Source organism: Frankia sp. CeTa3Moorea, assembly GCF_978021225.1.
Map to the genome: position 1 here is coordinate 34,238 of NZ_CDXDOR010000026.1, position 12,500 is coordinate 46,737.

At 70.8% G+C, this 12,500-nt stretch carries 8 protein-coding genes; 1 reads left to right on the forward strand and 7 read right to left on the reverse strand.

From position 1 onward, the window contains the following. Nucleotides 1-8 precede the first annotated feature (8 nt). Nucleotides 9-1,817 (reverse strand): DEAD/DEAH box helicase, encoded by a 1,809-nt coding sequence (locus AC08OV_RS07530; protein WP_476612621.1) that lies wholly within the window; start codon nucleotides 1,815-1,817, stop codon nucleotides 9-11. A gap of 172 nt (nucleotides 1,818-1,989) precedes the next feature. On the opposite strand from AC08OV_RS07530, the gene AC08OV_RS07535 reads away from it, so the two are divergent. After that, on the forward strand, nucleotides 1,990-3,513 hold the full coding sequence (locus tag AC08OV_RS07535; protein ID WP_476612620.1) for a helix-turn-helix domain-containing protein: 1,524 nt from the start codon (nucleotides 1,990-1,992) through the stop codon (nucleotides 3,511-3,513). On the opposite strand, the gene cutA is transcribed toward AC08OV_RS07535, so the two are convergent. From cutA to secD, 6 genes are all read right to left on the reverse strand, one after another. Further along, nucleotides 3,506-3,832, reverse strand: a complete 327-nt coding sequence (cutA, locus tag AC08OV_RS07540) for a divalent-cation tolerance protein CutA (RefSeq protein ID WP_476595121.1) — start codon at nucleotides 3,830-3,832, stop codon at nucleotides 3,506-3,508. The genes AC08OV_RS07535 and cutA overlap by 8 nt on opposite strands. Before the next feature lie 363 nt (nucleotides 3,833-4,195). Continuing rightward, entirely contained in the window at nucleotides 4,196-6,439 is a 2,244-nt protein-coding gene (locus tag AC08OV_RS07545) for a RelA/SpoT family protein (protein ID WP_476612619.1), read from the reverse strand. A gap of 22 nt (nucleotides 6,440-6,461) precedes the next feature. Next, nucleotides 6,462-9,065: a RelA/SpoT family protein gene (locus AC08OV_RS07550; RefSeq protein WP_476612618.1), complete on the reverse strand. Its 2,604-nt coding sequence runs from the start codon at nucleotides 9,063-9,065 to the stop codon at nucleotides 6,462-6,464. An 82-nt stretch (nucleotides 9,066-9,147) separates the two neighbouring features. Continuing rightward, nucleotides 9,148-9,714 carry an adenine phosphoribosyltransferase gene (locus AC08OV_RS07555; protein ID WP_476612617.1) on the reverse strand — a complete coding sequence of 189 codons (567 nt, stop codon included), beginning with the start codon at nucleotides 9,712-9,714 and terminating at the stop codon, nucleotides 9,148-9,150. A 105-nt stretch (nucleotides 9,715-9,819) separates the two neighbouring features. Beyond that, nucleotides 9,820-11,055, reverse strand: a complete 1,236-nt coding sequence (gene secF / locus AC08OV_RS07560) for a protein translocase subunit SecF (protein WP_476612616.1) — start codon at nucleotides 11,053-11,055, stop codon at nucleotides 9,820-9,822. A gap of 1 nt (nucleotide 11,056) precedes the next feature. Beyond that, nucleotides 11,057-12,500: protein translocase subunit SecD (gene secD / locus AC08OV_RS07565; protein ID WP_476619481.1), on the reverse strand; the 1,444-nt coding region annotated here is incomplete at its 5' end.

Sequence of the window (12,500 nt, forward strand, 5' to 3'; positions counted from 1 at the left end):
CCCGCCGGTCAACCGGCCCAGCGGCGGATGGTGTCGATGCGGGCCTGGAGCTGCGCAGCGGTGGCCTGGCCGCTCGGCGGACCGCCACAGGTCCGGCGCAGCTCGGCGTGGATCATCCCATGGGGCTTGCCCGTGCGGTGGAAGTGTGCGCCGACAAGCCGGTTCAGCTCCTTGCGCAGCTCGCCGATCACCTCGTGCACGGGCCGGGTAGCCGCCTCGGCCGCCGGCTGCACGCCCTCGCGGGCCGGCGGGACGGCCGGGACCGAATCGTCGGCACGGGCGGCGGCACGGCGCGTGGCGGCCTGCTGGGCGGCCTGCTGGGCAGCCTCCCGCTGGCGCAGCAGGACCGCGACCTGATCGGGCTCCAGCAGGCCCGGCAGGCCCAGGAAGTCCTCCTCCTCGATGGACCCGGGGGCCGCCGGGGTGCCGAACTCGCCGCCATCGAAGATCACTCGGTCGAGATGGGCCGAGGATCCCAACGCCGTGAACAAGGTATCCGGCTTGTCGGGGGTGTCTTTGCGCCGGTTGGCGTCCCGCAGCGCGTCGTCGTCAAAGACGTCCGGATCGCGCGGGGACTTCTCCAGAGCGTGGTCCCGCTGGACCTCCATCTCGCCGGCTAGCGCCAGCAGGGACGGCACGCTCGGGAGGAAGACCGACGCCGTCTCCCCGTGACCGCGGCCCCGAACGAACCGCCCGACGGCCTGGGCAAAGAACAGCGGGGTCGACGCCGAGGTCGCATAGACCCCGACCGCGAGGCGGGGCACGTCCACGCCCTCACTGACCATCCGTACCGCCACCATCCACCGGTCGGCCGACCGGCGAAAGTCGGCGATCTTGGTCGACGCGGTCGGGTCATCGGAGAGGATCAACACGGGCGAGGTGCCGGTGATCCGGGTGAGCAGCGCGGCGTAGGCGCGCGCGGCCGCGTGATCCGTGGCGATGACCAGCCCGCCCGCGTCGGGCATGCCGCCGGCCCGCACCTGGGACAGCCGGGTGTCGGCGGAGGCGAGCACCGCCGGCATCCAGTCCCCGCCCGGATCGAGCGCGGTGCGCCACGCGGCGGCGGTCTGCTCGTTGGTGAGCGGCTCCCCGAGCCGGGCGCTCAGTTCCGCGCCGGCACTGGTCCGCCAGGTCATCTCACCCGAGTAGGCAAGGAAGAGCACCGGGCGGACGACCCCGTCGCGCAGCGCCTCGGCATAGCCGTAGGAGGAGTCCGCGATGCTGCGCATCACCCCGTCGGGGCCCGGCAGGTAGGTGACGAAAGGGATCGGGTTGACGTCGGAGCGGAACGGAGTACCAGTCAGCGCGAGGCGCCGCGCGGCCGGGGTGAACGCCTCCCGGATCGCCTCACCCCATGACAGCGCGTCGCCGGCGTGGTGGATCTCGTCCAGGACGATCAGAGTGCGGCGCGCGGCGGTCCGGGCGCGGTGCAGGGCCGGATGCGCCGCCACCTGGGCGTAGGTCACGGCGACACCGGTGTAGTCGGAGGATGTCGCCCCGGCCGAGTTGCGGAAGTCCGGATCGAGGTCGATACCAACCTCCGCCGCGGCCACGGCCCACTGGCGTTTGAGGTGCTCGGTGGGCGCGACGACGGTGATCCGACTGATCTCGCCGGCAGTGAGAAGGTCGGCGGCCACCTGCAGGGCGAAGGTCGTCTTCCCGGCGCCCGGGGTGGCGACCGCCATGAAGTCCCGGGCGCCCGACGACGACCGTGACCGGTAGGTCTCCAGGGCCGCACGCTGCCACGCGCGCAGCGGTCGGGCTGGTGGAACGGGACGTCGTGGACGAGGGCTTCGGTCGAGGGGGCCGGCTCTCACGCCATCACACTCTAGAAGGCGACACTCGGCGAAGACGCTGGCGGTCGCAGGCGCGTCGGGATGACCACACGTTTGCCGTAGATGGTCCCGAAGGGACCACGCCCGAGCATGACCGTCTTATCTCACAGAGGGTTAAGCTCCTGGAGTCAACCGATTGACTTCGGAGGCTCCGATGCAGCTCACGACCGGTCCTTCGGCAGTTCCCCGCGCACCGGTGGCCTCCGCGCCAGCACCTGAGGTATCCGGTGGCGGCAGGATGCCCGCCACCCGCACACCCAACACCCGCACACCCAACACCCGGCTGCGGCTGAGCCGGGAGGAACGGGGCTGGTCGCAGGAACGGCTCGCCACCGAGATCCGTCGGTTCTCCGTCATCCACGAGGGTCGCGAGGCCGGAGTGACCGGCAACATGATCTGCAAGTGGGAGAAAGGCGACAAGAAACCGAGCCTGCGTTATCAGCGGTTGTTGCGGGCACTATTCGGCCGGTCGTCGGCGGAGCTCGGTTTCGTGGACGACGAAGCGCTTCCCGCCGCCGCCGGAGCACCGCTGGGCGGAACCGGTCAGGGTACGGCCGTCGCCGCGTCGATGAACCTTGAACAGGCGGCCTGCGAGACGGGCGCCGCGGGCACACTCGTGCTTCACCCCGGCGCCGACATGATCGACACGAACGGTATTCCCGTGGAACGTCGGGACTTTCTCCGGCTCTTCGCCGCGGCGGGCAGCGTCGCCGTCGTGCCCATGAACGGCGTCACGGACACCCCGCCCTGGGAGCGCCTCTCGGCGGCGCTGCGCCGCCGTAGCACGGTGACCCCGGAGCTCGCCGACGAGCTGGGCCAGCTCACCGCGGGGCTGTACGGCCTGGAGGAGCGCGTTCCCGCCCGGATCCTGATACAGCGGGTCACCGGGCATCTGAGCAGGCTCAGTCAGCTGCTGGAGACCATGAGCCGGTCCCCGGTACGCCGTGAGCTGACCTCCACCGCCGGGGAGACGGCGGCGCTCGCCGGATGGCTCTCGTTCGACATGAACGACCTGCCCGCGGCCGTCGCCTACTACCGGGTGGCCATCGAGGCCGCCCGCGAGGCCGACGACAACGCCCTGTGGGCCTGCGTGCTCGGTTACGAGAGCTACCAGACCGCCAGCCGTGGCCGCCACGACCAGGCCTGCGCGCTGCTCGGTGAGGCCCAGCGACGGGCCGCCACGGGCAGCACGGTGATGACCAGGGCCTGGCTGGCTGCCCGGGAGGCTGAGGAGCAGGCCGCCCGCGGCGAGGGCCGGGCGGCGCTGGCCGCCCTCGACCGTGCCCAGGATGCCTTCGACCGGGGTGAGAGCAACGGGGACCGGGTCTGGACGCAGTTCTTCGACCGGGGCCGGCTCGATGGCCTGAAGGTCACCACCTACACGCGGCTACGGCGACCCGCCGCGGCCTACGCCGCGGCCACCGAGGCACTGCGGGCGGCCGCTCCCGGTGCGACGAAGAAGCGGTCGTTACTGATGAGCGACATCGCGGAGGTGCACATCCAGCGGCGGGAGATCGAGGCGGCCTGCCACTTCGCGGCCGAGTCCCTCGCGATCGTGGCCCAGACGGACTTCTCACTGGGCCTGGCCCGTATCCGCCGCGCCCGGGAGCACCTGCGGCCCTGGCAGCACACCCAGACCGTGCGCGAGTTCGACGAGCAGCTGCGGGCACTCACCTGACGGTGGGTGCCGTCTCGGCGCTGATCCAGCCCAGATAGTCGGCATGGCCGGCGACGATCGGCGTCGCAATGATCTCGGGATTTTCGTAGGGGTGGAGGACCACGAGCCGCTCATGTAGCTCGTCGAATCGTTCGGTGGTCGTTTTCGCCAGACAGAGCCATTCCTCGGCCTGCTCGATCTGGCCCTTCCAGCGGTAGGTGCTGCTCATCGGCCCGATCACCTGGAAACAGGCGACCAGACGCGCCTCCACCAGGAGCCTGCCGATACGGTCAGCGCTTTCCCGGGAGTCGATACTCACGATGACCTGAAGGTAACCCACGCGCACTCCCATCTCTAAAACGATGGATACGCAAGATACCCTACATCGATCAGTGGCGGTAGCCGTTGAATTTACGGTGTCCGGTAGGATCGTCCGTATTCTCCGCGTGACATTCCACCCGGATCCACCCGGAATGGGCGGTTCAGTCGCAAGCCGTTTACCGCCGGTTGATCCGGAGGGTACATTCCGGCGCGGAAAGGCCACGCTGGGCGCAAGAGACAACACCCCGCGCCAATCGGAGAAGACCGGCCTGGTCCCGTAACCGGCCTGGTCCCACCCACCGGTTAGTCCTACCGCTGCCGCGGTCCCCCGCCCGGGTGGCTGCCACGCCCGGGTCGGTGCCACCGCCGCCCTACGCTGGCTTCACCCGTCCCCGGCGAGCGCGCCGTGAGCCGACGGCCCCTGGGTCTGGCACACGCGGTAGCAGTCGTAGACACCGCCGACGCCGCGCACGGCGCCGAGCACCTTGTCCAATTGCTCCGGCCCGGTGACCTCGATCGTGAAACGCGCATGCGCGACCCGATCATCGGATGTGGTCGTCGAGGCCGCGCGGACGGACGCCGAGATCTCCGAGAGCACCTCGGTGATGTCCGCGAGCAGCCCGTAGCGGTCGAACGCCTCGACGGCGATCTCCGCGGAAAAGATCTGCGCCTGCGGTGCCGACCAGGTCACCACCGCGACGCGCTCGCGGTCCGACCCCGCCTCGGTGGCGTTCATGCACTCCCGGCGGTGCAGAGACACGGTGCTGCCGTGCGTCGCGAAGCCGACGACCACGTCTCCGGGCAGCGGAAGACAACATCGCGCCAGCCTCGCCGGCGCCCGACCACCCACCCCGTCGTCCGCCACGGCCGCGAGGCTGGGCACCCCGCGCCGGGCGATCGGACGGGCCGGCGACGGCAGGCCCGACGAGACGCCGTCCGCGCCGCCGGCGGTCCGCGCCCCGCCGCCGTTCCCGGACCGAGTGGTCGTGACGCCCGGCTCGGCCACCCCGGCCGCGGCGTCCCTGCGCTGCCGGGCCAGCCGGCGCCGGATACGTACCCGGGCCCGGGAGGTCCTGACGAAGTGCAACCAGTCCTCCGACGGTCCCGCGCCGGGGAGGTTGGACGTCAGGATCTCGACGACGTCGCCGTTGCGCAGCCGGGTATGCAACGGGACGAGCCGACCGTTGACCCGGGCGCCGATCGCCCGGTGCCCGATGTCGGTGTGCACGGCGTAGGCGACATCCACCGGGGAGGACCGGGCCGGCAGCGCGAGCATCCTGCCCTTGGGCGTGAACGCCAGCACCTCGTCGGCGTCCAGGTCCAAGGACAGCGACTCGAGGAACTCGTCCGAGTCGACCTCCTCCTGCCAGTCCAGCAGGCTGTGCAACCAGGACAGGCCCTCCAGGCGGGCGCCGTCCGCGCCGGGCCCGACCGGTCGAGCGACGATCCCGGTCTCGGCCAGCCGGTGCATCGACGGCGTCCTGATCTGGATGTCGAGGGAGCGGCCGGCGTCGTCGGTCACCGTCGTGTGCAGGGACTGGTACATGTTGAACTTCGGGGTGGCCACGAAGTCGCGCAGCCTGCCGGGCACCGGTCGCCACAGGGCGTGGATGACACCCAGCGCCGCGTAACAGTCCGTCACCTCGTCGACGAGCACGAGGACGCGGACGAGGTCGGTGTAGTCCTGGACGGGCCGGTTGCGCTCCTGAGCCCGCTTGTAGATCGAGAACAGGTGGCTGACCCGGATGGAGACGGCGCCGTCGATGCGAGCCCCCGCGAGCCCGGCTCGCAACCGTGCCACCAGCGCCGCGACGGTTCCGGCCGCGCGCTCAGCGGCGGTGAACTCGTCCACCGTGGCGGCGATCCGGGCGTGCTCGGCGGGATGGAGCACGGCGAACGCCCGGTCCTCCAGCTCCCGCTTGATCACGCTGACGCCGAGCCGGTGGGCCAGCGGGGCCAGGACCTCAAGCGTGACCCGGGAGATCTTCACCTGTTTGGGGGGGGACATGAAAGCGAGCGTGCGCATGTTGTGCAGCCGGTCCGCGATCTTGATGACCAGTACCCGGTAGTCCCGGGCCAGGGCCACGATCAGCTTGCGCAGCGTCTCGGCCTCCGCGGCCTCCCCAAACCGCATCTTGTCCAGCTTGGTGACACCGTCGACGAGGTTGGCCACCTCCGCACCGAACTCCTGGGTAACGGAGTCGAGGGTGTACCCGGTGTCCTCGACCGTGTCATGCAGCAGGGCGGCGATCAGGGTGGTCGTGTCCACCCCCAGCTCCGCGAGGACCTCGGTGACGGCGAGGGGATGGCTGATGTACGGATCCCCGCTGCGCCGCATCTGACCGGCGTGCAGCCGCTCGGCGATGCCGTAGGCGTGCACCAGCAGGCCGATGTCGGCACGCGGATGATAGTCGCGATGCGCCTCGACGATGTCACGCAGCTCCGGCGGCACCTGGGACATCCGCGGTGTCGCCATCCGCCGGGCCAGGTGGGCGAGACGCACGCTCGCCTGCCGGGCCGCCGACAGGGCCCGGGAGGCCTCGTCGGCGTCGCCGTCGGCCCGGGACAGCGCGGGGGTCAGACCGCCGCCGGCCGGCAGACCCGCACCCACGGTCTCAGCATCCACGGCGCCCCCCTGATTCGACCCGTTAGACCTGTACGCCCGAGGTAACGCGGAAACAGCCGTACACACCCTCGATAGCACGCACCGCACTCAGGATGTGCCTGAGATGTTTGGTGTCTCCCATCTCGAACGTGAAGCGGCTGACCGCCACCTGATCCCGCGTGGTGGCCACCGACGCCGACAGGATGTTCACGTGCCGGTCGGACAGTACCCGGGTGACATCCGAGAGTAGTTTGGTACGGTCCATCGCCTCGACCTGGATCATGACGAGGAACACCGAGCCCGACGACGGCGCCCACTCGACCTGGACCGTGCGGTCGTGCGGCCCGCCACGCAGCCCCGACAGGTTGGAGCAGTCCGTCCGGTGGACCGACACGCCCTTGCCCCGGGTGACGAAACCGGCAATCTCGTCGCCGGGCATGGGCGTACAGCAGCGAGCGAGCTTCGTCCACACATCGGGAGCACCGGTGACGAGCACCCCCGGCTCCCCGGTCGAGCGGCGCAGCGTGCGGATCGGCAGCTCGGTCTCACCCGCGTCCTCCTCGGCCCCCTCCGGGCCGCCGAGGGCCACGAGCAGCCGCGAGACCACCAACTGGGCGCTGACGTGGTTCTCCCCCACGGCCGCGTAGAGGGCGGCCACGTCGGCGTAGCGCAGGTCCTTGGCCAGGTTCAGCAGGGCGTCCCCGCTCATCAGGCGGGACAGCGGCAGGCCGTGGCGGCGCATCGCGCGGCCGATCGCGTCGCGGCCGGCGACGATCGCATCCTCCCGGCGCTCACGGGCGTGCCACTGGCGGATCTTCGTCCTGGCCCGCGACGAACGGACGAACATCAACCAGTCCCCGCTCGGGCCGGCCGAATGGGCCCGCGAGGTGAAGATCTCGACCGTGTCGCCATTGTCCAGCGGGGTGTCCAGGGCTGCGAGACGGCCGTTGATCCGGGCCCCGACGCACTGGTGACCGATGTCGGTGTGCACCGCGTAGGCGAAGTCCACCGACGTCGACCCGGCGGGTAGCGGGATGACGTCGCCCTTGGGGGTGAAGACGAAAACCTCGTCGGTCTCGGCGGCGAACCGCAGGCTGTCGAGGAACTCTCCCGGGTCCGCGGTCTCCCGCTGCCAGTCGAGCACCTGACGCAGCCAGGTCATGAGGTCCGCGTCGGGTCCGCCCTTGCGCCGACCGGCCCGCCCGCCCTCCGGGGTCCCCGCCGAGGGCCGGGCCGCAACCCCGTCCTCCTTGTACTTCCAGTGCGCGGCGATGCCGTACTCGGCCCGGTTGTGCATTGCGTGCGTGCGGATCTGCAGCTCGACCGGTTTGCCCTCGGGACCGATGACCGTCGTGTGCAACGACTGGTACATGTTGAACTTAGGCATCGCGATGTAGTCCTTGAACCGGCCGGGAATCGGCTTCCAGGTCGCGTGCACGGTGCCCAGCGTGGCATAGCAGTCCCGGACCGAGTCGACCAGGACGCGGATGCCGACCAGATCATAGATGTCGTCGAAGGAACGGCCGCGCACCACCATCTTCTGGTAGATCGAGTAATAGTGCTTCGGCCGCCCGGAGACGACCGCCTTGATCCGCGCGTCCCGCAGGCCGGCCTGCACCTGCCCGATCACCTCGGCCAGATAGACGTCCCGGCTCGGGGCCCGGTCAGCGACCAGCCGGACGATTTCATCGTACCGTTTCGGATACAGCGCAGCGAACGCGAGGTCCTCCAGCTCCCACTTCAACGAGTTCATGCCGAGCCGGTGGGCGAGCGGGGCGTAGACCTCGAGCGTCTCCCCGGCCTTGCGTTCCTGCTTGTGCTCGGGCAGAAAGCGCAGGGTACGCATGTTGTGCAGGCGGTCGGCGAGCTTGACCACCAGCGCGCGTGGGTCGCGGGCCATCGCGACGACCATCCGGCGGATGGTCTCCGCCTGGGCCGCCTCGCCGACCTTGACCCGGTTGAGCTTGCTGACCGCGTCGACGATGAGCGCGATATGGTCACCGAAGGTGTCCCGGATTGTGTCGACGGTAAGCGTCGTCTCCTCGAGGGTGTCGTGCAGCAACGCCGCGGACAGCGTCGCGGTGTCCATCCCCAGATCGGCGAGAATGCTCGCGACCGCGATCGGATGAGTGATGTACGGGTGGCCGGAGAAGCGCACCTGGCCGGCGTGCGCCGCGTCGGCGACCTCGAACGCCTGCTGCACCTGGGCGATGTCGGCGCGCGGGTGGTTCGCGAGCAGCCCGCGCAGCACCGGATCGAGAGCCGAGGGAGGCGTCGCCCGGTGCGTCGAAAAGCGGGAGAGCCGCCCGCGCACCCGACGCGGCAGCGGCGGCGACTCGTGCCCCAGCCGGGGGACGACCGGGGAACCGTCCTCGGGACGCCGTCCCATGCCGACCGCGGTGACCAGCTCGGACCCCCCCGGGGATCCACCTGGTGACTCCTCCCCGCGGACATCGCCACCATCCGCGGCCGGCGGCTGTGCCGGCCCGTGGGCTGCCGGTCCGTGGGCTGCCGGTCCGTGGGCTGCCGGCTCACGCGCCGCCGATCCGGCGGTGGCCCGTGCGGCATCGCCCACCGGCCGGGGCTCCCGGAAGGGAGTGACGGCGGGCGGCGGAACTCCGGTGGTCACCGGCGCTGCCTCGGGCACGAACCGCTCCTGCGTAAGGACTAGACACCGAGCCTAACGCCGCACTGGTCAGAAGCCTTCCGCGGACCTCGCTCAGGCAAGATCAAATCGCCAGAAGGGAGACGACATCGAGCGGCGCAACCCGATCACGGCCCGGTAGGAAGGACAGCTCCATGAGGACCGCCAGCCCCACGACCTCCCCGCCGCCAGCCCCGAGCAGGCTGTGGGCGGCGGCCGCGGTGCCACCGGTGGCCAGCACGTCGTCGACGAGCAGGATCCGGTCGCCGTCGTGCACTGCGTCGGCGTGGATCTCGATCGTGGCGGCGCCGTACTCCAGGTCGTAGGACGCGCTTCGGGTCGGCCCCGGCAGCTTGCCCTGCTTGCGGATCGGCACGAGGCCGGCGCCCAGCCGGTCCGCGACCGGCGCGGCTAGCAGGAAGCCCCGCGCCTCGATGCCGGCGATCGTGGTGGCCCCCAACGCCCGGGCCGCGTCCGCCAGTGCACCGATGACCACCCCGAACGCGGTCGGCGTCGCGAGCAGCGGGGTGATGTCCTTGAACACGACCCCCGGCTGCGGCCAGTCGGGAATGTCGCGGATGTGGGCACGCAGGACCTCGGCGACCGCGTCGTGCGCGGCGGATCGCTGCGGTGCGTCGTCGATGCTCGTCATCGTGCCGCTTCTCCCACCTTCAAGGTCGTCCGGACTTCAGGGGCGTCCGGAGATCTGCCGCCACACGATCGGGGCCGCCCGGATCCGCGCGGCCGGTGACCTGGCTCATCGGCGTTTCTTACCGCTCGGCCGTCCGCGCCGGCCGGGTTTGCGCCCCGCGGCGCGCCGGGCGGGGGGCGCGCCCGACGGTCGTCGGGCGGCACCGCCCAGGTTCGCCCCGGCCGGAACCGGTTCACGCGCGCCGGAGGCGGGTCGTCCTACGGCCTGCTCGGCCCGCTCGTCGGGGACAGGACCGTCCTCACCCCAGCCGGCCGGATCGACCGCCGCGCCGGCGGAAACTGCCGTGCCCGGCGCACCCGCGGCTGCCCGGACCCGCCTGGCGCGCTCGCGGGCGACCCGCGCGTCCAGCGCCCGCACGGCGGGGTCGCCGCGCTTGAGGTCGACGAGCAGCGGCGTGGCAAAGAACAGGGAGGAATATGTACCGGAGGCGATACCGACGAACTGGGCGAGCGCGAGGTCCTTCAGCGTGCCGGCACCGAGCAGACCGGCGCCGACGAAGAGGAGGGAGGCGACCGGGATGATGGCGATGAGCGAGGTGTTCAGCGAACGCACCAACGTCTCGTTGAGCGCGTCGTTCGTCGCCTCCGCGTAGGTCCGCCGTGTCGACGTGCCCATGCCCGCGGTGTTCTCCCGCACCCGGTCGAACACCACCACCGTGTCGTACAGAGAGAATCCGAGGATCGTCAGCACGGCGATGACCGTCGACGGCGTCACCTCGAAACCCACCAGCGAGTAGACACCCATAGTCACGACGAGGTCATGAACGAGAGCGGCTATCGCCGCGAGCGCCATCCTCCACTCGAACCGTACCGAGAGGTAGATCACGACGAGCACGAGGAAGACGACCAGGCCCTGAAGGGCCTTGTTTGTGATCGTCGATCCCCAGGACGAGCCGACGGTCGACACAGCGATGTCGCGGTCCGGGTCCGACACCGAGAAGCGCTTGGCCAACGCGCCGGTCAGCTCACGGGTCTGGGCGTCGGAGAGGGTCGGCGTCTGGATCCGGAACTGGTGGGAGGTCTCCAGCTGCTGGACCACGCTGTCCGCCGGGTCGAGCCCGATGCCGGACAGCGTGTCCTCGACCTGCGCGACGGTACCGCCACTGCTGGGTAGCTGGAAGACCGCGCCACCGGAGAATTCGATACCGAAGGTGAAGCCACGGAAGATCATGCTGATGATGCAGACGGCGACCACGACGCCGGAGACGGCATACCAGGCCTTGCGCCGGCCGACGAAGTCGACGTTAAAGTCGCTGCGGTAGATCCGCCCGACCAGTGCCATCTCAGCTCTCCCGCCTCTGCCCGGCCGGCGCCGGCCGCTTGGCCAGCCGCGCCCGGGTGGGAGCGGCCGGCGCCACGCCACCGCCACGCCCGCCGAGGGTCTTCGGGCTCAGGCCCGAGTACCGGCTGACCGAGAACAGTCTGCGCCGCACCAGCAACGTCACCAACGGCCGGGTGAAGATAAACATGATCACGACATCGCTCAACGTCGACAGCCCGAGCGTAAAGGCGAAGCCGCGCACCGAGCCGATCGACAGGATGTAGAGGACCGCGGCGGCCAGGAAGGAAACCGTGTCCGCGGAGAGCATCGTGCGCCGCGCGGCGGGCCAGGCACGATCCGTGGCCGCCCGGACCGTGCGGCCGGCCCGGACCTCGTCTTTGATCCGTTCGAAGTAGACCACGAACGAGTCCGCCGTGACACCGATCGACACGATCAGACCGGCGATGCCCGCCAGGGTCAGCGTGAACCCGATCGCCACGCCGAGCAGCACCACCGAGGCGTAGATCAGCAGACCGCTGACGGCGAGGGAGGCGATCACGACAATGCCCAGCGCCCGGTAGTACAGGAAGGAGTAGGCGATGACGAGAACGAGTCCGATGGCGCCGGCGAGCAGCCCGCCGTGCAGCGAGTCACGGCCGAGAGTCGGCGAGATGGACTCGGCCTGGGAGCGCTCGAAGGCCAGGGGAAGGGCACCGTAGCGCAGCACGTTGGCGAGGTCCTCGGCTTCGGACTGGCTGAAGCCGCCGGAGATCTGGGCCGATCCGGGGATGCGCTCGTTGGTCTGCGGCGCGGACTGCACCACCCCGTCGAGCACGATCGCGACCTGCTTGCCGATCGTGCTCTCGGTCAGCTTGGTGAACTTGTTCTGGCCCGAACCGGTGAACTCGACGTTCACGACCCACTGCCCGGTGGTGACGCCCGTGGTCCCGCCGCCGCCCTGCAGGCCCGCGGAGGCGGTCTTCACATCCGTCCCGACCACCGTGGCCGGCTTGAGCAGGTACTTCGTCGTCCCGGTCCGGTCACAGGCGGCGGTCCAGTCCTGCGGGCGGTCGGTGCTGACCGAGGCCTTGCGGACGTCGGCCGCTGCGCACGTCAGCGACTCGTAGCGAGCGAACACGTCGGCGGGCGGGCTGTCCCCGGCCGGCGCGGTCGACCCGGTCGCCGCCGGCGTGGGGGCGGCCGAGACCGCCGGAGAAGCCGAGGCCGCCGGAGAAGCCGAGGCCGCGCTCACCGCGGGCGTGCCCGCGGCGGCCAGCGACACCGGCTGGGCGATCAGGCCGCGGCCCGTGCCGTCACCGAGTGCGGCCGGTTTGTTCGACGCAGCGGGTGCCTGGGATGATGGCGCGATGCTCGGCGTGCTCTGGCTGGCCGTCGGGGCCGACTGGCCCGTCGCGCCCGGCGTGGGTGCGGGGACCGCCCCAGTGGGGGTGGGGATGGGCCCCGGG